Consider the following 26058-nt stretch of genomic DNA (forward strand, 5'->3'; position numbering starts at 1 on the left):
AAGAGCCGTGACTCACTTAATTTATTCATCATAAAAATAGCACGAAGACTGTAATTCAAAAAGTTATTCATTCTCAAATTAGACATTCTTGGATAGATTGAGCAGTAATTTTTAAAACCATCGATTATTTCACATCTCAAAGTTTATATTATTTGTTAGTTATTAATTTCATTGATATTTTTGGTTTAAGTTGTTATAACCAGCCAGTTTTATTTATTTGATTTTTGGGGAATTACAATGCGACAGCGTATAGTTTGGGGCAGTCTATCCGTTATTTTTTCACTTTTGTTGGGATGTGGTGGGGGCGATGTACAAAATGATATCAATGGTGCGGGCACAATTAAGCCATCACAACCATCCAATCCTTCTATCGTGCCTAAGCCACCAGTATTGCCGAATGAGCCCGTTATTACAGATGCTGTTTATCAAGATCAGCCAAATATTGCAAATTGTAAGACGGGAACATTAAGTGAGGCGACCAAGCAAAATATGGTTAAGCGGCTAAATCTAATTCGTGCATTACATGGTTTGGGTTCGGTAAGCTACGATTATGAGCATGATCAAGAAGTCATGCAGGCTGCATTAATTATGTCCGCCAATAAGAAATTAGATCACGCTCCTTCAAGCAGTTGGAAGTGCTATAGCCAGATGGGTTATGCCGGTGCAGAACGAAGTAATTTATATATTGAAGGTGGTACAGCGCTGAATAACAATCACATTGCAGCTTTACAAAATGATTTAACAGCGTGGTTAATTGATACGGGAGTGGAGAGTTTAGGGCATCGTCGTTGGTTGTTAAACCCATTCCTAGCTCAAATTGCTTATGGTTCGGTGGCAGGGAAAGTAGATGGGCAGTCAATTCGAAGTTCTGCACTAAGAGTAAGCTATAGCGGTCCAGCTCGAGGTTTTGCCAAACAGGACGTCATTGCTTATCCAATGGGCGATTATCCAAAACAGTATTTCCAGCAAGGAGCTTATTTGTCGGTTTCAATTTTGGCGGATCAAAGTCGTTTATCTGCAAATACTTTGGTTGATTTCTCAAAAGCCATCATTACCATTAAGCCACGTGGTGGGGCGTCAAAAAGTCCAACTCAGATTTCATCGAATAATCAAGGAATGGGATTGCCTAATCATCTACAGTTTAAAGCAGGCCAGCTACAAGAAAATGTCATTTATGATGTGCATCTAGACAATGTACTGATCAATAATGTATTACGTAGTTATGATTATTGGTTTAGATTACAGTAAGTTTGGTATTGAATAGGATGGAATATGTTCATTATTTCATCCTATTTATTCTCTATTTTGATTTTTTTAAGTGCTCACTGATTTATATTTATCTGTTTAGGTAAATCTTACCCTTAATTTCTTATTTGCATTAATTTTGTAGGATTTTGCATAAGACTGTGCTATAAAATTATTAAGCGGCATGGAAATTGCTTATAAAATATGATTAATAATGAGCAGGGATTAGATGAAGTTATCGGTGGGATTGAAAGTCACAAATTCTTTGTCTTTGACGCCGCAGTTGCAGCAAGCCATTCGTTTACTGCAATTGTCGAGTCTAGAGCTTGAACAAGAAATCCAACTCCAACTTGACAGTAATCCATTATTAGAAAAAGAAGAAGGGCAACTGGAGACTGAAAATCTATCTGTTGTAGAGTTAATAGAAGATCAGCCTAAAGATTTAATCGATGAGCTGAATACGCAGACCTTACCCGATGATTTGCCACTCGATAGTCAGTGGGATGATATTTATATTCATCAGGCCACCAGTTTGGGTGCAGCTGAGTATGAAGAACGTGAAGATAACCGTCAGGGACATTTAAGTTTAAAAGAACATGTCAAGGAGCAAATTAATTTATTAAACTTTTCAGCAGTTGATCGCTTAATTGCCTACTGTATTGTGGATGCTTTAGATGACAAAGGATTTTTAGCGCTCGATCTTGTAGAAATTAATAATTCTGTGCAACAGCTGATCACTTCATGGAGTGATGACTATGAAGTGGAAGATGATGAAGTGGCCGTGGTATTAAAACGTATTCAGCAACTGGATCCGGTGGGGGTGGCTTCACGTAATTTAACAGAATGTTTGTTGATTCAATTAAATCATTTACCGCTGGAAACCACATATCGACATGAGGCGATGACTTTATTGCAGCATGCTGAGTTATTAATTTCCAATGACTTACCTAAACTACTTAAACATACAGGCTTAACTCAAAATCAATTAAGATCGGCACTGGATTTATTGAAAACATTACAGGCTCATCCGGGCTTGCAGTTTGAGGATAAAAATAGCAATTATCAAATTCCCGATATTGTGGTGATGAAAAAAAATACGCAGTGGCAGGTGGAGTTAAATCCCGATATTCTGCCGAAATTACGCATTAATTCTTTTTATGCACAGATGATTAGGCGTGCCGATCAAAGTCAAGACAATCAGTATCTACGTAACCAAATGTTGGACGCTAAAAATTTTATTAAAAGTGTCGATGAGCGCCATAAAACTTTATTGAAGGTCAGTCGGTGTATTGTTAAACATCAACAACGATTTTTAGAGATTGGTGCAGAAGGTATGAAGCCATTGGTACTGCGCGAGATTGCCGAGGAGGTGCAGTTGCACGAATCAACGGTATCCCGTGTAACCACCAATAAGTTTATGCTGACTCCGCGTGGTTTATTTGAGTTAAAATATTTTTTCTCAAGTCATGTGGCAACCACGCTAGGTGGCGAGGCATCTTCAACCGCCATTCGTGCCAAAATTAAAAAGTTAATTGCAGAAGAAGATTCACGTAAACCGTTGTCTGATAATCGTATTGCCGATTTATTAAAATTACAAGGGATTGAAGTGGCCCGTCGTACAGTGGCGAAATATCGGGAATCGTTACATATTGCCTCATCTTCTGAACGAAAAGTCTTGCTCTAAATTTTAAACTGTGGCTATTCTAAAGCGTCATTATGACAACATGATGAAACCTTTTTAACTTAAAGAATGCTGAAGTTTATTTTTATTGATATGAAATATATATAATTATTTTTATCAATGAAATTAATGAAGCTGTTCTGGGTTATCCTAAAAAAAGATGAGGGATGGGATTATGCAAATAACAATTCGTGGTCATCACCTAACAGTCACGCCTGCCATTGAAGAAAATATTCGACTTAAATTTGCAGAAATGATGCAACATTTGGATCAAATTAATAGCGTGCAGGTGAAGCTTTCAAAAGATCATCAAATTGATAAGTATTCAAAAAAAGGCAGTGATAATCATATTGCAGAAGCGATTATTCGTTTACCGGGGATTGAAATGTTTGCGCAGGCCAGCGCCGATGATATGTATAGCTCGATTAAAAAATTAACCGAAAGAATAAAGAGACAATTGCATAAACATCGTAAAATGCAGCTTGCATATTCGCCTTTGCCGGCATAGTGTGGGGTGGCAAAAAAGAGGTTGTTGATAACCTCTTTTTTTTATAGATAAAATCTTTACGATTAATGATTTATTTTTTGTATTTATAGTAAAATGGCGGGTTTTTACACCGTCGGTCCTATAAGAGGTCTTTGTGATGAATAGTGAACAGCTCACTGAAATTTTAAAAGCTGCTTTTCCAGAGGCTGAGGTTGCAGTTAGTGGGCAAGGCGGTAAATTTGATCTTCGAATTGTAGATGAACAGTTTGAAGGTAAGCGTCCTGTAGCACGTCAACAAACGGTGTATGCTCCGTTAAATTCATATATTGCCAGTGGCGAAGTACACGCGGTAACTATTCGTGCAATGACCAAAGAAGAATGGCGTAAAGCAAGCTTATTCGGAGCTTAGAACTAAATGGATAAATTTTTAATTCAGGGTGGCGTTAAGCTCGAAGGTGAAGTGCGTATCTCGGGGGCAAAAAATGCAGCATTGCCTTTGCTTGCTGCCATGATTTTAGCCGATAGCCCAACCACTTTGACCAATGTGCCTAATTTAAAAGACGTCAATACGCTAGTGCAATTAATTGCTGGACTAGGTATTCAGATGACTTATGCCAATGATACGGTTCAAGCAGATACCTCAACCCTTAATAACCAATTCGCACCTTATGAATTGGTCAAAACCATGCGTGCCTCTATCTTGGTATTGGGTCCATTATTGGCACGTTATGGTAGTGCGCAGGTTTCACTTCCAGGCGGTTGTGCCATTGGGTCACGTCCTGTTGATCAGCATTTAAAAGCTTTAGAAGCCTTAGGGGCTGAAATTGAAGTTGAAAATGGCTACGTGCATGCCAAAGTCGATGGCCGCTTAAAAGGCGGCGAAGTGATCTTTGATATGGTCACCGTCGGTGGGACAGAAAATATTTTGATGGCTGCTGTTTTAGCGGATGGTGTAACCACCATTCGTAATGCAGCGCGCGAACCGGAAATTACCGATCTTGCGCAAATGCTGATTAAAATGGGTGCACAGATTGAAGGTTTAGATACCGATACCTTGATTGTGACCGGTGTGGAAAGTTTACATGGTTGTGAATATGCTGTAGTGGCAGATCGGATTGAAACGGGTTCTTACTTAGCTGCCGCGGCCATTACCGGTGGTAAAATTAAAACCACGCATACCGATCCTGCTTTACTTGAAGCTGTTTTAGAAAAATTTGAAGAAATGGGTGCGGAAGTTACCTGTGGCGATGATTGGATTGAACTGGATATGTTGGGCAAGCGTCCAAAATCGGTGAGCTTTCAAACCTTACCGCATCCAGAATTTCCCACCGACATGCAAGCACAGATTATGGCAGTCAATACCATTGCCCGCGGTTTTGCCACCATTTCGGAAACGATTTTTGAAAACCGTTTCATGCACGTACCCGAGCTGTCGCGTATGGGTGCTAATATTCAGGTGGAAGGCAATGATGCTGTGGTCACAGGTGTAGAGAAGCTTTCTGCCGCACCAGTGATGGCAACCGATTTACGCGCTTCATTTTCTTTGGTGCTGGCAGCTTTGGCAGCAGACGGAGAAACATTGATTGACCGGATTTATCATATTGATCGTGGTTATGAAAATATTGAAGCGAAGTTACAGGGTTTAGGTGCCCAAATTAAGCGAGTAAATTAATGAACGATATGCGAAACGATGATCCAAACTTTGACGTAATGGGCAATTTTGATCATGGTTTAACGTTGGCCTTAAGCAAAGGACGTATCTTAAAAGAAACTTTACCGTTGCTTGAAACTGCAGGCATTAACTTACTGGAAGATCCAGATAAATCACGTAAGTTAATTTTCCCGACCACGCATAAGCAGGTGCGTATTTTAATCCTACGTGCCTCTGATGTACCGACGTATGTAGAAAATGGTGCAGCAGATTTTGGTGTGGCCGGTAAAGATGTACTGATGGAGCATGGCGCGCAGAATGTGTATGAGCCACTCGATTTAAAAATTGCCAACTGTAAGCTGATGACTGCGGGTAAAGTGGGTATGGTGCATCCAAAAGGGCGCTTAAAAATTGCCACCAAGTACGTTAATTTAACCCGTCAATACTATGCAAGCTTAGGCGAGCAAGTCGATGTGATTAAACTTTACGGTTCTATGGAGCTTGCGCCATTGGTTGGCCTCGGCGATTATATTGTCGATGTGGTCGATACCGGTAATACTTTACGCGCCAATGGTTTGGAAGCACTGGAAGAAATTTGCAAAGTTTCTTCGCGCTTAATTGTCAATAAAGCCAGTTTTAAACGTAAGCAAAGCTTATTAAATCCGATCTTGGCGCAGCTTGAAAAAGCCGTTGCCGAGCGTGAAGATAAAAAATAAGTCTGCTGCGGTAGAGAACTTAAAAAAACCGTCCAATAGGGACGGTTTTTTTATTTTTATAGAGCGTGGTTAAGCATTGATGGGTCGGTACGATGACTTTAATAGGAGGTTGATTAATATCCACAAACTTTAAGAAACAAGGTAAACTAAAGTCCTCCTATTTAGACCGTTTAGGTAAATTGATGCGACGTTTATCGACTCAAGAGCAAAGCTTCAAACAAAATTTTGCAGACTTGTTGGCCTTTGAAACTGTGAGTGACCCTGAGCTGTTAAAGACTGTGGACCAAATCATTGCTGACGTGCGTCAGCAGGGTGATGCACAGGTGCTTAAACTGACACAGCAGTTCGATCGACATCCAGCGCATCATTTTTCCGAGCTTGAATTAACCCAAGTCCAATTAAAAACAGCCTTTGATGGATTAACGGTTGAGGTGCGTCAAGCCTTAGAATTGGCCGCAACGCGTATCCGCGAGTTTCACCAAGCACAAAAACAAGAAGGTTGGACCTATGTCGATGCCTTGGGCAATACTTTGGGTCAAAAAATTACTGCGCTTGATCGGGTGGGTATTTATGTACCCGGTGGTTTGGCGTCTTATCCATCTTCGGTATTGATGAATGCCATTCCTGCCCATGTGGCCGGTGTGGCTGAAATTATTATGGTGGTTCCGGCACCCGATGGTGAGTTGAATGCATTGGTTTTAGCCGCTGCATATTTGGCCGGCGTCAGCCGCGTATTTACCATTGGCGGTGCCCAAGCGGTGGCTGCTTTGGCTTATGGAACAGAAACAGTACCCGCAGTGGATAAAATCACGGGGCCTGGCAATCGCTTTGTCGCCGCGGCCAAACGTGCAGTTTTTGGTCAAGTTGGGATTGATATGATTGCCGGACCATCAGAAATTTTGGTCTACGCTGAAGGCAAAAATAATGCCACATGGTTGGCCATGGATCTATTGTCACAAGCAGAACATGACACGGTAGCACAGGCTATTTTCATCACTCCGGATGAATCACTGCTCAATGCAGTGGCAGAAGCCATTGAACAACACTTGCTGAGTTTGCCAAAGGCCGGAATTGCTCGTACTTCAATTGCCAATCGTGGCGCTTTGGTGTTGGTGAAAAATCGTCAAGAAGCGATTGATTTAATTAACCAAGTCGCACCTGAACATTTACAGTTGTGCTTAGATGACGCCACTGAAATGGCTGAGCATATTCGTCATGCAGGGGCAATTTTTATGGGGCGTTATACTCCAGAAGCCATTGGTGATTACTGTGCCGGTCCAAATCATGTGTTACCAACTTCGGGAACCGCACGTTTTTCATCGCCACTGGGTGTGTATGATTTTCAAAAACGTTCTAGCCTGATTATGTGCTCGCAACACGGTGTAAAAACCTTGGCCAAGACTGCTGATATTCTGGCGCAACAAGAAAACTTGGATGCGCATGCACGATCTGCGCGTTATCGTTATCAAGATTAAGTCTTTATCACTGTCTAGAAGCCACTTTAGATATGAATAATAGGTTCCTATATCGATCATCCTCTATAACGCTGTGTAGCACAGAGGAATAATCATCTAAGCGCACTTATATGAATGTGCGCTTATTTTAAGATGTTTAATGTCTGTGTCTACATCAGTTTCAAGCGATACTTGAAGCAAAAGAGCGAATAGAAGAGAGTAAAAAAGAGAAATAAAATGTCAATTACTACAGAACAAAAGCGTTTTTGGAGTCCTGATGTACGTGAGTTAAAGCCGTATGTCCCCGGTGAACAACCCAAAATAGATAATTTACTGAAACTCAATACCAATGAAAATCCATATCCGCCTTCTCCAAAAGTGGTAGAAGCGGTAGAAGCGGTATTGGCGGACTCAGCCAATGTATTGCGTTTATACCCCGATCCAGATGCGCTACAGCTTAAACAAGCAATTGCCACACAACAGCATGTCGATGTGGATAATGTCTTTGTGGGCAATGGTTCAGATGAAGTGTTGGCCCATATTTTTAAAGCCTTTTTTGTGCAAGATCAGCCGCTACTCTATGCTGATATTAGCTATAGTTTTTATCCGGTTTATAGTCAGCTTTTTGCGGTAAACAGCAAAATTTTACCGCTGAATGATAATTTTGAAATTGTCATTGAGGATTATCAACAGCCAAATGGCGGTATTATTCTGACCAATCCGAATGCGCCCACCAGTATTGCGCTAGGCGTATCGGCCATTGAGCAAGTGTTAAAAGCTAATCCAGATTCGGTGGTGGTCATTGATGAAGCTTATGTTGATTTTGGTGCAGAATCTGCGGTCAGTTTGGTTAAAAAATACCAGAACCTCGTTGTCTGTCAGACAACTTCTAAATCACGTTCACTTGCAGGCTTGCGGGTCGGTTTTGCCATCGCACAGCCACATTTGATTGCCGCACTTGAGGCGGTAAAAAATAGTTTTAATTCTTATCCGATTGATCGCTTTGCCATTGCAGCAGCCGTGGCCTCATTTGAGGATCAAGCGTATTTTGAAGCACACTGTCAAAAAGTCATAGACAATCGAGAGGCTTTGGTCATGGCGCTCGATCAGTTAGGTTTTAGGGTGTTACCGTCAAAAGCCAATTTTATTTTTGCCTCACATCCTGATTATGATGCTGCGGAGTTGGCCACTCAATTACGTGAGCAGGGCATTATTGTGCGTTATTTTAATCAGCCACGAATTGATCAATATCTCAGAATTACCATTGGAACAGATGAGCAAAATCAGCGCTTAGTGGATACTTTAAAACATAAGCTATTCGCTTAAAAGTAGTCTACTGCTTAAACTTCTTTCTGCCATGTGTTGAGTAAATCCAGCATGGCAGCAACCTTATCAAAACATTCTTGATACTCTGCATCGCAATTTGAAGCAATTGTGATGCCACCGCCGGCCCAGATTGAAAGATCATCTTGATATTTTTGAATTGACCGAATCAAAATATTCCAACAGCCTGTGCCATCAAAATTAAAGTATCCCAGACTGCCACAATAAGCGCCTCGTGGTGCACCTTCTAGTTCATCAATAATTTGCATCGCGCGAATTTTAGGCGCGCCAGTAATAGAACCACCCGGTAACGCAGACATCAACATCTCAAATGGATTGATTGACTCTTTTAGGGTGGCGCTCACCTCACTGACCATATGATGAACTTGATTAAACGACTCAATTTCAAAAAGTTTAGGAGTTTTAACCGAGCCAATTTCAGCATAAACACTTAAGTCATTACGCAATAGATCGACAATCATTACATTTTCCGCTTGATCTTTTTGAGAGTGAATTAAGGTCTGCTTGGCCTGTTCATCTTGTTCTGGATTGCTATAACGCGGCATTGTGCCTTTAATCGGGCGAGTGATAATTTTCCGATTCTTTTCAAAATTGATAAATAGCTCCGGCGAACAGCTCAATAATTCAAAATCATGAATTTTTAAATAACCGGCGTAAGGCGCATCGGTTAGGTACCAAAAATCGGCTGCAATATCGATTAATTGACCTTCAGCTTTTGCTGTAAATTCTTGCGTTAGATTAATTTGGTAGCAATCACCCGCTTTAATATATTCTTGAACTTGCTTAAAAGCATGTGAATATTCATCTTTATTCCAACGCGCATGACAGGCTTGAGTAAGATAAAAAGACCGATCTTTTTTATGAAACAATGCCTGTTCAATCACTTGAAAAATTTGCTGTGCCTCTTCTTCATCGCTAAAGAATGTCCAACCTTGTGCAGTGAGTTTGAGGTAACTGCGGTAAATTCCTAGAAATAAACTGGGCTGATTTTTTTCTTGAAGTGTAATTTGTTGCTTTGCGGCATAGTCATAACCGATAAAACCAATTAAACCACCGCTAAATTCAGTGGAGGATATTTGAGGCTGCTGATTAAAAAAATCATTAAGCTGTATATCCTGTGATTTTTCTTGATATTGATAAAGTGATACACGTTTGAAATTTTGTATGCTTTGGCCACGGGCTAATGTGTATTCAGAGGCGAAAAAAGCAATGACAGGATGCTGCGTATTTTTTAAATAAACCAAATGCGGAAGGTGCGATAAAGCCGACAGTATTTCCGTCTCACTCAGGCAATTTTCGGTCAACAGGTTTTGAAAAATAACGGAATTATTCATACGATGTCAAAGGATCAAGGCTTGAGATGAGCACTATTCTATCGCATTGTGGAATGAAAAGAGTTGTAAACACCGTTTATCGGTAACATATGGATTGCGACCAACAGCAGTTGAACAAAAAATGACACCTCTATACCTTAAGTAGGGCAAACAGGCCACTCAAGGAAAAAAGTCATTGTTGTCTAAAAATAAAAAATGGCACGTGATTTCGAGTGGTTGACAATCAAAAAAATAATACTCTTGGGAGAGTACAACATGAAAAAATTTACCAAACTTGTTTTAGTTTCTTCATTGGCAATTAGTGCAAATGCTATGGCAATGCAAGCAATGGATGATGCTTCATTAGGCGCAACCACTGGTCAAGATGGTATTAACATCGGAATTGGGATTTCAAAAATTGAAATTGAAAAACTACTGATTCACGATAATGACGGTCTAGCTGCTGGTAGTTTAGTGGCAGGTCAAGCAGGTTTTGGTGGTACTGCTACAGCCGGCGCTATTGTGATTAAAGGTAACGGTAAAGCAGGTGATATCAACCAAAATAAAGGTATTGTGATTGGTGCAAACTATGCATCATTGTTACCTACCAATAATTTAATTGATTTACAGATTGATTCTGATGCTGGTGCAGGTGGTGGCAATACAGCATTTATCAATATTGCGGCGCAAGTGTCTGGTTTGGATATCAATATTGGTGAGATTGGTGTGACAGCCTCTAAAACAGCTCCAGCAACAGGTGCGACCTCAATTCGTCGTGGTGGTGATGACGCAAACTACAATGCGATCTTAAGTGGTTTAGCCATTAAAACCGGTAAAATGAATGCCAATATTCAATTGGGTGCAGCGCCTCAAGGTGCCATGATCAAATTGGATACAGTTATGCAAGGTGGGCTTGAAATTAAAAGTCTGGGTATCTTAGATAACTCAACCAAAACTGCTACACGTGCTTCTGGTGAGATTTTTGTTGAGAGTATCAAAATAGCAGATGCTAATTCTACTGATTTCACGATTAAACAAAATATTAGTGTTGTCGGTAAAGAAGGCGCGAATAATGGTTATATTCGTATGGTCAGCACTGCAGGTGCAATGGATACTTATGTGAAAGGCATCCATTTAGGTAGCCGAGAAGCAGGCTCAATTGGTGATATGGAAGTACAAGGTCTGCAAACTTACTTTAGTCCAGCAGCAGGCACATATCTTCCAGGTTCTATCATTACTATTTCTGGTCGTTAATTTAGATTTAGAAAAAAGCGCGTGATTTCACGCGCTTTTTTTTACAAAAATAATGGAATATTTTTTTATAAAGCTAAAAAAAAGCTGTTTTTTTTAATAAAAAAGGGTATCTTCCTTTTACACGGATGTAGAGTATTTACTCTAGAAAAATAATGAACACAGGCGTGTTATGCCGATAACTAGAAAAGTTAAAAAATATGTTAGAGATCGCATTAGGCTCGGCATTAATGTACTACTTTGCCACAGAAGCCTTTGATATTAAAAAAAAACCAGCAGAAGCTGTCTATTACACAGAAACATTGGATTCACGACAGAATTCATTTGGTCGAATGCATAGAGAGCCTGTCTTAATTAAACCAGCAGTTGAAGATCAGTTTCGTGGCATTGTGCGTCAGGCATATGATTACAGCTGTGGATCTGCTGCACTCACCACTTTATTAAATGGTTATGTGGGGACACAATTATCAGAACAACAAACCATGAATGGCTTGTTGAAGTTTGGTGAAACAGAAAAAATTGTTGAACGTCGTAGTTTTTCACTTTTAGATATGAAACGCTTTGTGGGAGCGTTAGGTTTAGAAAGTGGGGGCTATACTGGAGAATTTTCAGATCTAGTTAAACAAGCCCAACCCGCCATTGTGCCTATATCTTATGCAGGTTTTAAGCATTTTGTTGTCTTTAAGGCCTATAAAAATGGACGTGTCTATGTTGCTGATCCTGCCTTGGGGAATATTAGTTTTGATGAGCAACGTTTTAAAGATATTTGGGAAAATAATACACTTTTTTTAATAAATGTTGCTCCTGAACAAAGACAACATTTATTGGCCTTAAATGATAAGGACTTAAGGCATGTCGAGGATGCGACGATAAATCGCCATGCTTTCGTTGACTTGCAATATCCACAATTCTATATCGATAAAATTGCAGATAAAGCTTCGACGATTCGTCTAGATAAAAACTCAAATGAAGAATCAGAAAACTTTGGTAAGCCGACCTATAATTTTTTACGGCTCTATTACAAAAGTAAATAGTATTTAATAAACAACAGATTAAAAAAATAAAAATGGTGAGATGGAATATGAACCGTAAATGGATGAACAAAACTTTATTGGCTTTGAGTATTCAAATGGCAGTAGGGGTGGTATACGCAGCAGAAGCGCCAGCATTAGGGGAATATGAGACTGTAGATGAGGTGGAGTCAGCAACTCCAGCACTGACCAATCAATCCATGGGCGTTGAAGCACAAAAACAGATACGTGAGGATGCTCAGGCAGTAAATGCACAAAATGTATCCACTGCCGCAATAGAAAAGCCTGTAGATGAGCAGCGCTCGCAAGCCTCCTCCGCCTTGCAACAACAAGACGGCGACGCCAGTAAAGAAGCCAATTTACAAGAAGTCTTTACCTCCAATGAGCGACAATACTCCTTAATTAAAAAAGGTGATATTTCATCATTTTATGATATTGATTATACCTATTATCGTGATACACAAATTGATGCTGAGATGGCCAAAGGTCAGCTCTATCAACTGCGGGTACAAGAAAATGCAACTCACTCGCTTACCAATAGCTTTACTGCACAATACGGTGTGCTTGATAACTTAACCTTTACCGCATCACTTCCTTTAGTGGCAAAAACGGATTTATTAAAAGATACTTCCACGGCTGGCCTAGGCGATATCTCTTTTGGCGCGCGCTGGGAACCCTTTCCTTTAAAAGCTGGTCGCTTACCCCTAATTCTCTTTGGGAATGTTTCAACTAAAACAGGTGATAGTCCTTATGAAGTAAATGCCGCGGATGACTTACCTACAGGCAAAGGATATTACTCTGCCGGCGTAGGAGCCAGTACCCGTAAATATATAGATCCAGTGGTGCTATTTGCTTCGGTTTCTGCAAATTATGGCTTTAAAGAAACAGGACTCAATCAACGCCGTGGTAACCGTATTTTGGATGAATTCGAGCCGGGTATCAGTGGCGGTTTTGCTTTTGGCTTTGCCTATTCATTTAACTATGACGTTTCTATGACCATGTCATACCAGCAAAGCTTTAATACGGGATCAGAGTTTACCTATAGCAGCCAAGAAAACTATTCACCTGCTGATCAGACCAGTTCTACTTTGGCGATTTCCTTGGGTGTGCGTATTTCACCTGAAACTATTGTCAATGGAACGGTGGGCATCGGCTTAACGGAAGATGCACCAGATGTCTCTTTAGGTTTGTCATTCCCATTGGATATTTTAGGTTTCGGTAAGAAACTTCGCTAAGAGGGCGGTCGTATGTATAAAATCCGACTTCGTCCGTTAGTTACTGCAATTATCTTATCGGGCTGTTCAAGTGCGACTTTTGCACAATTGGGTCAAAATCTATCTGTTGATGTTCGCTCTTTAAGTCTTGGTAATGCAGTGACTGCTGATCCACCGGGAATTAGCGCCATTCATTTTAATCCAGCTGCTTTGACTAAAATCGAAGGTTTACAGACGGATGTACAGGGCATTTTAGCGAACTTTGATATTCAAAGGGAGTTCTCTGTTCCTGCCGGCTATAACGTATTTGGGTACTCTGATGATCCGGTTGTGTGTAATGACGGTCCAGAAATATCCTCAGATTTATGTACAGATTTTAAAGGGACGATTAATGGGGATGTTGAGTACGTCAGTCTGTATATTCCAATATTGAAAAAAATGGTGGATTTAGGCGAAGGTATGCCGCTGGCCGCACCTACTGCGGGTATTGCTTATAAGCCACCGGGTTCAAAAGTTGCATTTGCCACCGCCATGTACGCCCCGTTAATTGCAGGTTTCGGTGCAGAAAATGGCAATGCTGGTAATTATATGGGGCAACAAGTTGCGTTAGAGCGTGTCACTTACTTATCGCCTTCAATTGCTTATGAAGTCAATGATGAATTATCCATCGGTGCTTCTGTGGGGATGTCTTATCAAGCCATTGGCCTAAAAACGGATTTACGTTTTCCCAATGAATTGATTGGTATGCTTCGGATGATTGATGAGGTGGTGTGTACACCATTTAAAGAAAACTCTGACATTATTACCGATATTTTACTTTTGGGTATTTGTAACACCGAAGAAGGCATGAATCCGTTTGGACGATTTGGCCAAATGCAACTTGCTTTGGAGCAATCCTTAAGTCCCAGTTATAACTTGGGGGTTTTATGGGAGCCAACAGAGGATTTTAGCTGGGGCATGGTCTATCAAAGTTCGGCAAAAATGCGTTTAAAAGGTAAATATCATATTGATAATGCCAAAGCGCCACAAGAGCTGATTAAAGGCCTGATGTCATCGCCGACGGGACAAATTTTAGCGGCTATTTTGGGTTTTCCCAATACTGTGCCGGCCAGTGAATCGGGCTTGGTTTCTATGGATTTTGAATATCCTGCTCATTTTCAGACCGGAATAAAATATAAAATTTTTCCAGATTTACAAATTAATTTTGATGTGGGATGGACTGACTATAAAGCATGGGACAAATTTAAATTTGAATTTGACCGACAAATTTCAGTCTTAAAAATTGCCAAGTTACTCTCTGGAAATGTCAGCGAAACTTCTTTGGCACTACCGTTAGAATTTACCTCGCCGTGGAACTTTGGGGTTGGCTTAGAGTATTCCGCAACTGATCGTCTAAAACTACGTGCAGGATACGAGCCGCGAACCAGTGCCATTCCAGACCACAAACGCAACACCATGATTCCCATCAATAACGCACAGCTGTTTGGTTTAGGACTGGGTTATCGCTTTGATCCTGATACAGATTTAGATTTATCCATCGGATTTTTACGCAGCAGAGATAATATTCCGGCCAATAGCAGTAGTCTGGCCAATCAAACGGGGGTGAATAATTTATTGTTAAATCCATATGCCGGATTAAATGTTAAAACAAATACCAAAGTAACGGTTCTAGGATTGAACTATAGAACAAGATGGTAGGTGAATTAAAACAATGAAAGGGAATGTATTCAGTAGATCGATACTTGCGCTGGGGTTGGCGCACAGCGCTTTTTTATATGCTGGTGAGTTTTATACGATTATTGGTCCAGATGGTCGACCTATGGTGGTGCAACAACACAGCCAGCCACGTAAAACAGCTCAATCTGAACAGCCAAAGCCAACAAGCGCTACTCTACAGCAGCCTGTGCAGAGTATTCAAGCCGCTGCGCCTAGTGCTTTTGGCCCTGTCTCTTCAGTTCAGCAATTAACTGTCGTGGATGATAATTTAGGTACTGCTGTTAAAAAAATACCAACTAATTTGTCCGCTAAAACTGAGCAGCATATTTCAGTTATCCCTCCAAAACCTATTAAAGAGCCTATAGCTCAAGCATTTTCAGTCAAATCTAAGCTTGAATCTGTCACTGTGAAAGCAGCAATTCCTACCACTGTAGTGCAATCAAAACAGAGTGAAAATGTAGAAGATTTTGTCATGGTGGATGGAGAAAAGTATATTAAGAATGAGTATTTAGAAGATAAAGAATTTAATTTAGAAGGTAAAAAACGCTTTTATGCCATGCCAGAAGGCATTATTGATCGCAAAAATGGGGCCACGCGCTTACAGCTGATTGAACGGGAAAAAGGCGTCAGTAAATCAGTGCTACAGTCCTTTTTTAATCGCAATCAAAACCAAGATACTGGCCCGATTGTGTTGGCATCTACCTATTACCGTATTTCTCAAGCAGAGGCGATACAAAGTTTAGGCCAATCCTGCATTGCGAATAAAAAAATGAAGCAGGTTAAAACTTTAAAAATAGATAAAGAGGTCAACCTCTGGCCACGTGCACCTTTAAAAGAGCAGTTTGATTTTGAAGTGGTGCAGTTGTCTGCGCATATCCAAAATATTCACATCTACTCTTATGCCTCTAAGCAAAATGCTGCCAGCTTTTATTGGCCATTTATCGTTTTTTTAGATCATCAAGGCTGTGTACTTGAAGGTGCAGGCGGCTTTAGAAATCAGCAAAGTGCCAGTTCTTTTGCTACGCATGAAAATATTGAAGGCATTATTCATATTCCATCACAAAGCCAATATGTCTTATTTACACCTTTGGCCAGTGCCATTGATGTAGAAGACAAAGTACTGAGTAATCAAGGCCAACTAAAATTAATCGCCATACGATAAACACATAAAAAGAGATTCTAAAATGAAAAATAAATATTTATTGCCTTTTGCACTCAGCAGTATAGTCAGTGCTTTAAGTGGTTGCGGGGGAGAAAGTGCCAATATTATTCCTGAAGTCAATGATTCAAGTACTAAAAATGGTGCCTGTAGTGTGGGCACTGAAGGCTGCGTTGAGTTTGCTTTAGATTATCCTTTAGATGGGCTGAATTTTAGTTGTAGCAGCGACACGGCCAATAGCTTTATCTCTATTTTAGATTTAAATGAGGGCGCTGCGACAGGCAGTTGTCGCGCAGGGGACAAAGTCACGTTCTTTATTAAAAGTGAAAAAGATAAAAAGATTGATTTAGGCACGTTGGAGTTAAACAGTATTGCCCGGGTCAGTACCTTACAAGTACCGCGGTTAACGATTTTAGATATAGCGACCGGCATGACCAAGCAGCCGGCATCAGCATTAAGTCCAACCGATAACACCGTAAAAGTGGCAATGCAGTTGGCAAAAATTTTACAAGCCTTGGCATTACAAGAGAATAAAATAGCAGAGCCAACCGATATTCAAGCCCTGTATATCACTGATCCGATACGTAAAAAACTTGATTTAATCTTAAGCTCAGTCAGTGCGCAGCAAATGATGAGTGGGGAATATGTCGCCATCATTCGACCTTGGTTAGATGTATCCGTGATTAGTGATGAGCAGGCGTTTAAAGTGGTCAGCCAGTTGCTGACCATTGCCAATGCTGCGGTCTATCAACCCGAATTTTCACTTTTTTCAACCAGTGGTGCATTGGGTAATTTATTGTCGGGTTCAGACGGATTGGTCGGCTGTAATAAACAAGAATGTAATCCAACGGATAGCTCAACCAAGCATTTATTTGGACACTTTATGCTGATTACCGACCGTCAGGGCTATACTTTTGGTAGTGGCTTACAATGGAAAGGCGCTATAAAGACCTCGTTGTCGACCATTAGTGGTGTCAATGCAGAATTAATTCGACAGGTTAAGCCGGTGCGTATGACAGCGCCCGCACAATCGCACTGGATTAACCCGATCAATAAACGAATCGATCAAGACTATCAAATGCAGGTGGCAGATGAGGGTTCAGCACCGCTGATAATTTATCAAGGTCGGCTTTATCATGACTATATGATTGCCGGTAAAGAAAGTTTTTATAAATTACTGACCAATAAGACCACAATCAACAGTGAGGATTTAAAGGATTTAGGCCAATGGCGGCAGAATTTGGCATCGGGTGAGGTGTATAAAGGTAGTTTGGATTTATACAAAACCTTTCCTATTACCTATTTAGATAAAAAAGTATTCCAATCCATTGCCAATGTGCAGGTTGGTCAAAAATATCTTTTTCCTTTATATGCCGATTTAACCTTTAAGTTCACCGACAGCTCTGTAGCTGAAGTGAAATTGGGTATTGTGATTGATCGTCATGGTGATATTCGTTCCAATATTAAAGCCGATGCCACAGAAAATGATTTGTCTACCGCGGCGCAAGGCTGTAGTACTGCAGATATGTTGGATCCAAGCACGTTTAAAGATGCAAGTGGGGTTCAGCAATATCGTTTGGGTACGGTGGCGCGCGCGTTTACTGCCAAGCAAAGTATTTCTTTACGAATGATTTTAGCCAATAACGCTTTAGGAAAAATTAACGGCGGCTTAGTCGGCATGAACTCGACCATTAAAACCTCTGCGAATAGCGCTAGCAATAATGTGGTGGTCGGGGGTGCTTTATTAAATCTAGCCAATTTACTCGATCCGGCACTGAATAGCGGCAAAGCGACCACCAAATTTACTGACTCAAATGGTGAATCGGTAAAATGGGGCAACAGTTTAGCCAGTTTCCAAACAGTGTATAACAACAGCAATCCAACAGGGCTTAGTTCAGAAGATATTGCTTTGGCTAAATTAAGCGGCGGTACGGTAGATTTTGCTTTAGCAGATTGCTATAACATTGCAATTAAAAATAATCTTTAACATTTAAAATGCCCATCTTCCGATGGGCATTTTGTTTTTTGAGCAAGTAAGTTTTATTTAACCAGTGTGGTCTAAACGTGAACCTAAAGTTTCTAAATGCATCTGGAAAGAGTTGCTTTTACGGTCTTCAAAATAGTGCTTTAAGGTTTGTTCGACACTCGGAAAAGCTAGCTCAGACCATGGAATTTCATGTTCTTCAAATAGCTGACATTCGATACTTTCTTCACCTGCACCAAATACACCGTCAATCAAATTGGCTTTAAATAACACATAAATTTGCCCAATGCGTGGAATATTGTACATGCAGTACAGTTGCTCAATTTCAATCTCAGCTTCGGCTTCTTCACGTGTTTCTCGGGCGGCACCTTGCTCCATGGTTTCAAATAATTCCATATAGCCGGCAGGCAGTGTCCATAAACCATAACGCGGTTCAATGGCACGGCGGCACAATAAAACTTTGTTTTCCCAAAGCACCAAAGCACCACAAATCACTTTAGGATTGATGTAATGAATATTGTCGCACTCTATACAAACACGACGTAATTGATGATCGCCAAGTGGGACTTTTTCTATAGTTTTATGTCCACAAACTACACAGAAATTCATATTCATCGTCAATGATAGAGATGCTATCAGCATAACTGAAAAATTGGACTTTGGCATCATTTCTATCTTTTAGAATAAAAATTCAGCTATGATGAAATGAAGAGCAAATAAGGGAGCGCGTGCCTATGGATGATCATTTATTAATCCAATCGTTACAGCAAAGATTACGTTTTTCCAGTCGCATAAAAACCGCACAAGCTGCTGTATTAATTGCAATTACCAATGAGCCGAATCCGAAAGTTTTGCTAACACGACGTTCTTTGTATTTGTCTAATCATGCTGGAGAAGTGTCTTTTCCGGGTGGTAAGCGAGATCCGCAAGACACCAGTAATATTGTGGTGGCCTTACGTGAAGCCTACGAAGAGACCGCGTTAAATCCATTTGATGTGCAATTGATTGGTGATTTGCCGATGCAAAAAGCCCGCAATGGTATGTTGGTTAAACCGGTGGTGGGTCTCATTCCTCCCGAAGTGCAATTGATTGCCCAGCCCAGCGAGATTGACCGTATTTTCTTTGCTTCACTGGGCAGTTTGATGAAAGCACCCCCAATTCCTTATGAAGTACGTTATGCGCATCAATCTATTTATTTTCCCAGTATGCGAGTGGAAAATGAAATTGTCTGGGGATTAACTGCTCGAATGTTGGTTTCCTTGTTTCAATATGGTTTAGATTATCAAAAGGAATGGCCTTTTTTATTAAACTCACCGGCCTTTCCTTATAACAAGATTCAACGTGGTCAATAAGTGAAGGAAGACTAAAATGCTGTATAAATTTAAGGGATATTCTCCACAAGCCATGCATCAACCTTGGGATGGATGGGTGGCCGACAGTGCCACGGTACTGGGTCAAGTTGAACTGGGTCAGCAGGTCAGTGTTTGGTTTGGTGCCGTTATTCGAGCGGATAACAGTAAAATCAAGTTGGGTAATTTTACCAATGTACAAGAAAATGCAGTGTTACATACCGATGCCGGTATTGAGATGTCAATTGGGAATTATGTCACCATTGGACATCAGGCCATGTTGCATGGTTGCAGCATTGGTGATAACAGCTTAATTGGCATTAATGCGGTGATTCTAAACCATGCTGTGATTGGTAAAAATTGTATTATTGGCGCCAATGCGCTCATTCCAGAAGGAAAGATCATTCCAGATAATTCTTTGGTGATGGGCTCACCGGGCAAAGTGGTGAAAACCTTGGATGATGCAGCTGAAGTGAAATTAAAAATGAGCGCCATGCATTACGCTGAACATTTCAAGAGTTTTCAGCATTTAGAAAAAGTAGAACTGTAAGGATTGTGGATAAATTCAGCCAAGAAATGTCTTGGCTTTTTTGTATTCAAACACGGGAAAATCTCGCCTCCTTGGCGGAGGTGGAGTATGATATGCGTCATTTTTTATATTTAACTTAATTAAGGTTATGCATGAAATTGCTGGCATTGGAAACTGCCAATGAGCAGTGTTCCGTCTGTGTTGTAGATGAAACGCAAGAATTATTTTTTCAATTAGATACACGTGCCAGAGCGCAAACGCAAACTATTTTGCCGATGATTGAGCAAGCGTTGACGGGGCTTGAGCTGACAGCTGGCGCATTCACCGCCATTGCATTTAGTCGCGGCCCTGGCTCTTTTAGTGGCGTGCGCATTAATGCGGCTGTCACTCAAGCGTTGGCTTGGGCCAATGATCTGCCGGTGGTGCCCGTATCAAGCTTACAAGCCTTGGCACAAGCCGCCTATCGGGTTGCGGGTTTAACTGCGGTGACCGCAGTGCTGGATGCGCGGATGAAAGAAGTTTATCTGGCCAGTTTTCAGCTAGATGAGCAGGGCATTATGCAGGCGGTAGATGCTGAACAATTGTTGAGTTATAGCGATGCGCAAGCATGGATTAAATTTGATCTGGTTGGCTCAGGAGCTACTTTACTGCAGCCTGAACAAATACAATACAAAGACTTAAATGCCAGCGCACAAGATATTGCTACCATTGCGCGCGTAGATGTCAGGGATCAAAAATGGGTCAGTGCTGAACAGGCCTTACCGATATATTTACGTGATAACGCATGGAAAAAAATTCCAGAACAAGGTAAAGCATAATTAGGAATTTTTATGGATCTTTTACTGCTGCTGCAAGCGGCAATTATGGGTATTGTTGAAGGTATTACTGAGTTTTTACCTATTTCAAGTACTGGGCATTTAATTCTCGCTGCAGAATTAATGGATTTTTGGACCAAAGAAAAAAGTGATGTGTTTGTCATCGCTATTCAAATGGGCGCTATTATTGCGGTCATATATGAATATTGGGCTCGACTCTGGGGCGCTGCCACCGGTATGTTTACTGGGGAAATCAGAGGTCGTCGCCTTGGTTTTAGCCTGATTATGGCCTCTATTCCGATTATGATTATTGGTCTGACGTTTGGCCAAGCGGTGAAAGGGCTGTTGTTTAATGATATTGCCGTGGCCATTGGTTTAATTGTCGGTGGTCTGATCATTATGTGGATTGAAAAAAATCCTCGACCTGTCAACGCACAAGAAGTTGAAAATATTAGTTATAAAGAAGCTATGTGGATTGGTCTGATTCAAGTGCTGTCTTTAATTCCCGGTACTTCACGTTCCGGTGCAACCATCATTGGTGCCATGTTCTTGGGTATCTCGCGTAAAGCGGCGACAGAATTTTCCTTCTTTTTGGGGATTCCGGTAATTGTGGGTGCAGGATTGTTAGATCTGTATCAAAGTTACGATGTCTTTGAAAGTACCCAAGATTGGGCTGTGCTGGCCACCGGTATCATTGTTTCCTTTGTCTCTGCACTGATCTTAATTCGTGTTTTGGTGGCTTATGTGGCCAAACGTGATTTTATGGTCTTTGCGTGGTATCGCATCATATCCGGTCTGGTGATTTTATTGTTTGCATTTACAGGCTGGAAATTATGGTAAGCGAGCTCCGCTTATTTGTAGAGCCAGAATTCCATCCTGCAGCGCAGCACTATTTGAGCGTGCTGCAGGGCCGCGGAGTGGCTGTTCAGTTAGAGCTAATTGACAAGCTGAGTGCACGCTTTCTACGCTTAAATCCAGAATTGGCTTTATGTGTCGATCAGGCCGGTCTTTGGCTCTGTGCGCATGGCATGAAGATGCAACCGGATTGGCGTGCGGAAGTGCCGCGCTTAAAAAGGGCATCGCTTAAATCTGAGATGATTGCACGTGCTTGTAACTTAGCTGAAAAACCGAAATTGATTGATGCCACCGCCGGTTTAGGACATGACAGTTTGCTGATGGCACATTTGGGTGCGCAGGTGACCTTGCTGGAGCGTCATCCTATTTTGTTTACTTTGCTTGAAGACAGTAAAAAAAATGTAGCGCAGGATGCCTTCTTAAGTCCGGTGGTCGCGCGGATTGATTTGATCTTTGCTGACTCTGCCGACTATTTAAGCCAACAGGCCGCGCAGCATCAGTCTGTTGATGTGGTGTATTTAGACCCGATGTTTCCACAACGTGATCAGCATCAGCAAGCCATTAAAAAACAAGCACAGGTGAAAAAACAGATGCAATTATTACATCTGTTGTTGCCTGAAGATGGCAGCATGGATCTGGGCGATGCGCTATTGGGATTGGCGCGTCAAGTGGCCAAACGTGTGGTGGTGAAGCGTCCGCGTTTAGCGGTTTATTTGGCTGAGCAAGCACCTAATCACCAATGGCAAGGCGATGCCTGTCGCTTTGATGCTTACTTTCAGGAACTACTTGAAGCATAGTGTGCGAATCGCTTCAATATTGGTGCTTAATCTGTTATATAGTTAAAAACCTTATTGATAAAACGACCGTCAAGTATTCACTTCGATGGCGAATCAGCGAGCTGTGGCTAACCTATACTTTCTATGATCGACTTCAAACCCTCCATTAATTTTTGGCATGATTTTAAAAGCAACCAAACTGCCGGCGCGTGGCTTTTTTTAGGATCGCGGCGCTCTTTGCAAATTGTTCGGCCTTCGATTCTTCAATTAATTGTTTGGGGAATTTTAGGCGGCAGTGCCAACAGTTTATTTAGCTGGCTCAGTACCGGAGAAGTTGGAGAGTTCAACTCTCAAGGCCTGATCAGTTATGCCTTGTGGCCGTTTATTGCTTTAATTGTCGGTATTTTTTTATCACAACGCATTAATAACCCACGTCTGATGATGGTGCCGGCATTGCTGTGGCTGGTGCTGGATACGCATATTGCATTGTTACAAAGCTTTATTCAGTATTTGGGCTATATCGATATTCTGCCGTATTTTTTCTATGATTATTTGCCCATGATTTTTATGGTGCTGTTTGTCTGGCAAAGTTTGGCTGTGGTGTGGGTGTTTGCGCGTGAATTAAAATGGCCATGGTGGGAGCGCGCTTTAATTGTGGCGGCCACATTATTTACCTTGGTGGTCTGGCAAATGTCGGTTAAAGCCCAGCCCATTTGGAAAGTAGAAGAAATGCCTGCCACCTTTGCCGAAGATGCCTTTTATCTGCAAAGCCGTGTATTGAGTAAGGCGCTAGAGGGTATTCAATATGGTGAATTTGCTCAATCACATTGGTATTTTTTAGGCATTGCGGGTGCAGGCTACCAAGATGTATTTAAGTCGGAAGTTGAACGGATTAAAGAGCAATTTGATACGCGCTTTGGCACCTTTGGTCGATCCTTGGCCTTGGTGAATAATCCAGCCACACGCACTAAAATTCCGCTTGCCTCACGCACCAGTATGGATATGGCTTTGCGCCGTATAGGTCAGCAAATGAATCGCGAAAGTGATGTGTTGTTTTTATACATGACCTCGCACGGCTTGCCCAATCAGTTTGAAATGGAAAATGCCCCGATTGATTTAAAAGATGTCGATCCAAAATGGTTAAAAGACACGTTAGATAAGTCCGGTATCCGTTGGCGCGTGATTGTGATTTCAGCATGTTATTCCGGTAGTTTTGTGCCGGCACTGCAAGATGACAATACTTTAATTATTACCGCATCTGCGGCTGATCGAGCCTCTTTTGGTTGTTCCAACGAAGCCGATTATACCTATTTTGGTCGTGCTTTTTTTGACCAAGCCATGCGTGAGCAAAGCTCTGTTCGAGCCGCCTTTGACCAAGCCAAGCAAACCTTGGCACAATGGGAAACTGCGCAAGGTTTTGAAGCATCTGAACCGCAATGGTCAATGGGTAAAAATATGGAATTTATGCTGCCACAATTAGAACAACGCTTATTTCCAGCCACCGATAAAACTGGCAGCGCAGCAGAGAGTCAATCGTTAACCGTTCAAACCCGATAAAGGAATAAGTATATGAAGTTAATTCAACATCACCGCTGCTTTGATGGTGAACAGCGTATATATGCTTTTAATTCTAAGCATCTGAACAGTGAAACAAAATTTGCTATTTATTTACCGCCACAAGCATTAAGCGGGAAGTCTTGTCCAGCATTGTTTTATTTGGCCGGTTTAACCTGTACCGAAGAGACCTTTATTATTAAAGCACATGCGCAACGTTTGGCGGCGCAGTTGGGCTTTATTCTGATCAGTCCAGACACCTCACCTCGGGGTGAGCAGGTTGCTGATATGCAGGATTGGGATATGGCACAAGGTGCAGGCTTTTATATCAATGCCAGCGAAGCGCCGTGGGCAGCACATTATCAAATGGAAAGTTTTATCGCCGATGAACTCTATGCGTTGCTCCTTGCAGAATTTCCAGTACAGGCAGAAAAAGTGGGAATTCTGGGTCACAGTATGGGCGGACATGGCGCATTAACACTGGCCTTTAAATATCCAGAAAAATTTAAATCAGTCTCTGCCTTTGCACCTATTTGTGCGCCAAGTCAGTGTCCGTGGGGCGAAAAAGCCTTCTCAAATTATCTCGGCACTGATCGGTCTCAATGGCATAAGCATGATGCAACTGCTTTAGTGCTCGACAAAGGCGCATTGTTTAAAGCGATTTTAATTGATCAGGGCTTAGCCGATCAATTTTATACACAGCTGAATCCGGCATTGTTTAAACAGGCCTGTAGTGATGTCGGTCAAGCGCTCACTTTGCGTGAACATGCAGGCTATGACCACAGTTATTACTTTATCCAAAGTTTTATCGATGAACATTTACAGTTTCATGCGCTACAACTGACGATATAAAATCATATTTATCTAAGAAAAATATGCAGAAACAGCGCTGCGGTTCTGCATATTGATGCATGCGGGTGATCACTTATATGCTGAATAGCCATGCGCGCTGAAGTTCTATAAGTTAGTGTCTTAAAATCTGCAGTGAATGCGATTGTGGCATCAGCCTAACGCGAGTATTCGGCATAAAAATCCTATCATGCCTTTGAGTTTTAGCCGCTTTCAATGGAGCTCTTACAGACCGAAGTCAACCTTTTTGGATACGTGCAACTCCTGCGTGATAAATTTACAGATAACGTTTTATTTCGATTGATCGGTTTGATCCGCAATCCCAGCAGCAGATTCAAAAAATTTCAAGCCGCCATGCACGCTGATCTTATATTTGCGCCAGCATCAATCATCAGCACAGATTGGCATAGGCATTACAGCAACTCGGCGTAATTTGTTATCATAGATCAAATTAATTTCAATTCTCAGTCAGGTTCTCCCCATGTCTAAGCCCTACTTAATTGCACCATCCATTTTATCTGCTGACTTTGCCCGTTTGGGTGAGGAAGTTGAAAATGTCCTCGCAGCGGGTGCAGATGTGGTGCACTTTGATGTGATGGACAACCACTATGTGCCGAATTTGACCTTTGGTGCAGGGGTGTGCAAAGCATTAAAAAAATATGGCATTCAAGCCCCGATTGATGTGCATTTGATGGTGTCACCGGTAGATCGCATGATTGGTGATTTTTTGGATGCCGGCGCAGATATTATTACTTTTCACCCAGAAGCCACTCAGCATATTGACCGCTCTTTGCAGCTGATTAAAGCCGGTGGCGCTAAAGCAGGTTTGGTGTTTAATCCTGCTACGCCACTGCATTATCTTGATTATGTTTTAGATAAAGTGGATCAAGTCTTATTAATGAGTGTCAATCCCGGTTTTGGTGGACAGAAATTTATTCCGATGACCTTGGAAAAATTGCGCCAAGCTCGCAAAATGATTGATGCTTCAGGTCGCGATATTCGTTTAGAAGTAGATGGCGGCGTAACACCGGCCAATATTCGTAAAATTGCAGAAGCCGGTGCGGATATGTTTGTGGCTGGGTCGG

The 26058-nt window shown here is 41.5% G+C and carries 24 protein-coding genes; 22 read left to right on the forward strand and 2 right to left on the reverse strand.

Annotated features, from left to right (window positions below):
- The first annotated feature begins 237 nt into the window (after positions 1 to 237).
- The 8 genes from SE27_RS04360 (at position 238) to hisC (ending at position 8560) form a co-directional block, all read left to right on the forward strand.
- Positions 238 to 1248 carry a CAP domain-containing protein gene (locus tag SE27_RS04360; protein WP_052251703.1) on the forward strand — a complete coding sequence of 337 codons (1011 nt, stop codon included), beginning with the start codon at positions 238 to 240 and terminating at the stop codon, positions 1246 to 1248.
- A 226-nt stretch (positions 1249 to 1474) separates the two neighbouring features.
- Entirely contained in the window at positions 1475 to 2929 is a 1455-nt protein-coding gene (locus SE27_RS04365; protein WP_039621206.1) for an RNA polymerase factor sigma-54, read from the forward strand.
- A 172-nt stretch (positions 2930 to 3101) separates the two neighbouring features.
- Positions 3102 to 3434 carry a ribosome hibernation-promoting factor, HPF/YfiA family gene (gene hpf / locus SE27_RS04370; RefSeq protein ID WP_039621208.1) on the forward strand — a complete coding sequence of 111 codons (333 nt, stop codon included), beginning with the start codon at positions 3102 to 3104 and terminating at the stop codon, positions 3432 to 3434.
- Between the two features lie 136 nt (positions 3435 to 3570).
- Positions 3571 to 3822: a BolA family iron metabolism protein IbaG gene (ibaG, locus tag SE27_RS04375; protein ID WP_004650949.1), complete on the forward strand. Its 252-nt coding sequence runs from the start codon at positions 3571 to 3573 to the stop codon at positions 3820 to 3822.
- A gap of 6 nt (positions 3823 to 3828) precedes the next feature.
- The gene (gene murA / locus SE27_RS04380; RefSeq protein ID WP_039621209.1) at positions 3829 to 5085 is read left to right on the forward strand and encodes a UDP-N-acetylglucosamine 1-carboxyvinyltransferase; all 1257 of its coding nucleotides are present in this window, start codon (positions 3829 to 3831) and stop codon (positions 5083 to 5085) included.
- The gene (hisG, locus tag SE27_RS04385; RefSeq protein WP_039621210.1) at positions 5085 to 5780 is read left to right on the forward strand and encodes an ATP phosphoribosyltransferase; all 696 of its coding nucleotides are present in this window, start codon (positions 5085 to 5087) and stop codon (positions 5778 to 5780) included. Before murA ends, hisG begins: the two co-directional genes overlap by 1 nt.
- A gap of 182 nt (positions 5781 to 5962) precedes the next feature.
- A complete protein-coding gene (gene hisD / locus SE27_RS04390; protein WP_039621211.1) occupies positions 5963 to 7255 on the forward strand; it encodes a histidinol dehydrogenase in 1293 nt (430 codons plus the stop codon).
- Between the two features lie 216 nt (positions 7256 to 7471).
- Positions 7472 to 8560, forward strand: a complete 1089-nt coding sequence (gene hisC, locus SE27_RS04395; protein WP_039621212.1) for a histidinol-phosphate transaminase — start codon at positions 7472 to 7474, stop codon at positions 8558 to 8560.
- Positions 8561 to 8574: 14 nt separating this feature from the next.
- Here the strand turns inward: hisC and SE27_RS04400 are convergent, their stop codons facing one another.
- Complete coding sequence (locus SE27_RS04400; protein WP_039621213.1) at positions 8575 to 9912, reverse strand: anthranilate synthase component I family protein; 1338 nt, start codon at positions 9910 to 9912, stop codon at positions 8575 to 8577.
- Between the two features lie 255 nt (positions 9913 to 10167).
- On the opposite strand from SE27_RS04400, the gene filA reads away from it, so the two are divergent.
- From filA to filF, 6 genes are all read left to right on the forward strand, one after another.
- Complete coding sequence (gene filA / locus SE27_RS04405; RefSeq protein WP_039621214.1) at positions 10168 to 11145, forward strand: putative pilus system protein FilA; 978 nt, start codon at positions 10168 to 10170, stop codon at positions 11143 to 11145.
- Positions 11146 to 11342: 197 nt separating this feature from the next.
- Entirely contained in the window at positions 11343 to 12176 is an 834-nt protein-coding gene (gene filB / locus SE27_RS04410; RefSeq protein ID WP_039621215.1) for a putative pilus system C39 family peptidase FilB, read from the forward strand.
- 47 nt (positions 12177 to 12223) lie between these two features.
- Complete coding sequence (gene filC, locus SE27_RS04415) at positions 12224 to 13408, forward strand: putative pilus system protein FilC (RefSeq protein WP_171160655.1); 1185 nt, start codon at positions 12224 to 12226, stop codon at positions 13406 to 13408.
- A 12-nt stretch (positions 13409 to 13420) separates the two neighbouring features.
- On the forward strand, positions 13421 to 15085 hold the full coding sequence (gene filD, locus SE27_RS04420) for a putative pilus system OmpP1/FadL family transporter FilD (RefSeq protein ID WP_039621216.1): 1665 nt from the start codon (positions 13421 to 13423) through the stop codon (positions 15083 to 15085).
- A 13-nt stretch (positions 15086 to 15098) separates the two neighbouring features.
- Positions 15099 to 16265 (forward strand): putative pilus assembly protein FilE, encoded by a 1167-nt coding sequence (gene filE, locus SE27_RS04425; RefSeq protein WP_039621218.1) that lies wholly within the window; start codon positions 15099 to 15101, stop codon positions 16263 to 16265.
- A 22-nt stretch (positions 16266 to 16287) separates the two neighbouring features.
- Positions 16288 to 18249: a putative pilus system protein FilF gene (gene filF, locus SE27_RS04430; protein ID WP_039621219.1), complete on the forward strand. Its 1962-nt coding sequence runs from the start codon at positions 16288 to 16290 to the stop codon at positions 18247 to 18249.
- 57 nt (positions 18250 to 18306) lie between these two features.
- On the opposite strand, the gene SE27_RS04435 is transcribed toward filF, so the two are convergent.
- Positions 18307 to 18855: an NUDIX hydrolase gene (locus SE27_RS04435; RefSeq protein WP_039621221.1), complete on the reverse strand. Its 549-nt coding sequence runs from the start codon at positions 18853 to 18855 to the stop codon at positions 18307 to 18309.
- Positions 18856 to 18980: 125 nt separating this feature from the next.
- On the opposite strand from SE27_RS04435, the gene SE27_RS04440 reads away from it, so the two are divergent.
- The 8 genes from SE27_RS04440 to rpe all read left to right on the forward strand — a co-directional run.
- Positions 18981 to 19598 (forward strand): CoA pyrophosphatase, encoded by a 618-nt coding sequence (locus SE27_RS04440; protein ID WP_039621222.1) that lies wholly within the window; start codon positions 18981 to 18983, stop codon positions 19596 to 19598.
- Positions 19599 to 19614: 16 nt separating this feature from the next.
- The gene (locus SE27_RS04445; protein ID WP_039621224.1) at positions 19615 to 20145 is read left to right on the forward strand and encodes a gamma carbonic anhydrase family protein; all 531 of its coding nucleotides are present in this window, start codon (positions 19615 to 19617) and stop codon (positions 20143 to 20145) included.
- 131 nt (positions 20146 to 20276) lie between these two features.
- Positions 20277 to 20942, forward strand: coding sequence for a tRNA (adenosine(37)-N6)-threonylcarbamoyltransferase complex dimerization subunit type 1 TsaB (tsaB, locus tag SE27_RS04450; protein WP_039621226.1), 666 nt, complete (start codon positions 20277 to 20279; stop codon positions 20940 to 20942).
- Between the two features lie 12 nt (positions 20943 to 20954).
- On the forward strand, positions 20955 to 21779 hold the full coding sequence (locus SE27_RS04455; RefSeq protein WP_039621227.1) for an undecaprenyl-diphosphate phosphatase: 825 nt from the start codon (positions 20955 to 20957) through the stop codon (positions 21777 to 21779).
- Positions 21773 to 22591 (forward strand): class I SAM-dependent methyltransferase, encoded by an 819-nt coding sequence (locus tag SE27_RS04460; RefSeq protein WP_039621229.1) that lies wholly within the window; start codon positions 21773 to 21775, stop codon positions 22589 to 22591. The genes SE27_RS04455 and SE27_RS04460 overlap by 7 nt, the downstream gene beginning before the upstream one ends.
- 123 nt (positions 22592 to 22714) lie before the next feature.
- Positions 22715 to 24127, forward strand: a complete 1413-nt coding sequence (locus tag SE27_RS04465) for a C13 family peptidase (protein WP_039621231.1) — start codon at positions 22715 to 22717, stop codon at positions 24125 to 24127.
- A 12-nt stretch (positions 24128 to 24139) separates the two neighbouring features.
- Positions 24140 to 24976: an S-formylglutathione hydrolase gene (gene fghA / locus SE27_RS04470; RefSeq protein WP_039621233.1), complete on the forward strand. Its 837-nt coding sequence runs from the start codon at positions 24140 to 24142 to the stop codon at positions 24974 to 24976.
- 478 nt (positions 24977 to 25454) lie between these two features.
- Positions 25455 to 26058 (forward strand): ribulose-phosphate 3-epimerase (rpe, locus tag SE27_RS04480; protein WP_455549965.1); only part of this gene is annotated, 604 nt, incomplete at its 3' end.

It is taken from the genome of Acinetobacter harbinensis (assembly GCF_000816495.1).
GTDB lineage: Bacteria > Pseudomonadota > Gammaproteobacteria > Pseudomonadales > Moraxellaceae > Acinetobacter > Acinetobacter harbinensis.